At 65.7% G+C, this 423-nt stretch carries 1 protein-coding gene; it reads left to right on the top strand.

Annotation, left to right across the window (positions count from 1 at the left end):
• The coding region (locus ACCD05_RS31805; protein ID WP_413397657.1) for a transglutaminase-like cysteine peptidase at positions 1-180 on the top strand (180 nt) is incomplete at its 5' end.
• Positions 181-423: the final 243 nt, after the last annotated feature.

Below are 423 nucleotides of genomic sequence, written 5' to 3'. Positions count from 1 at the left end.
CACGTCGTGTTGCTTGCCCGCCTGAAGTCCGGCGACTATGTGCTCGACAATCTCGCAGGCAGCGTAAAGCCCTGGTCGAGCACCGGATACACCTTCCTCGCCAGCCAGAACTTCAACAACAAGAGCGCATGGCAGGTGACGCTAGCCGGACCGCGCGCGGCCCAGTTCTCCGGCACCTGAGAGCCTTCGGCCCAAACGTTGCCGCTAACCGCGCTTTTTGCCGAGCGCCGAAGCCAGAATGCCTAAACCCCAAAAGCCCGGGCACCTCGCCCGGGCTTGATGTTTGCGACGGTGAAATGGCGCGGCTCTTGTAGCCCGCCATTTCCCCATCGAGGCATGTGCGAGCAGCGCTTAGTTGCCGCTGCTGCCGCCGGCGCCACCCTGGCCGCCAGAGCCACCGGAACCGCCGCCGCCGCTGCCGCC

Source organism: Rhizobium sp. Rhizsp42 (genome assembly GCF_047304155.1).
Classification (GTDB): domain Bacteria; phylum Pseudomonadota; class Alphaproteobacteria; order Rhizobiales; family Rhizobiaceae; genus Rhizobium.
Note: the sequence above shows the minus strand (reverse complement) of the source record. Positions and strands in the feature narration are given on the sequence as shown.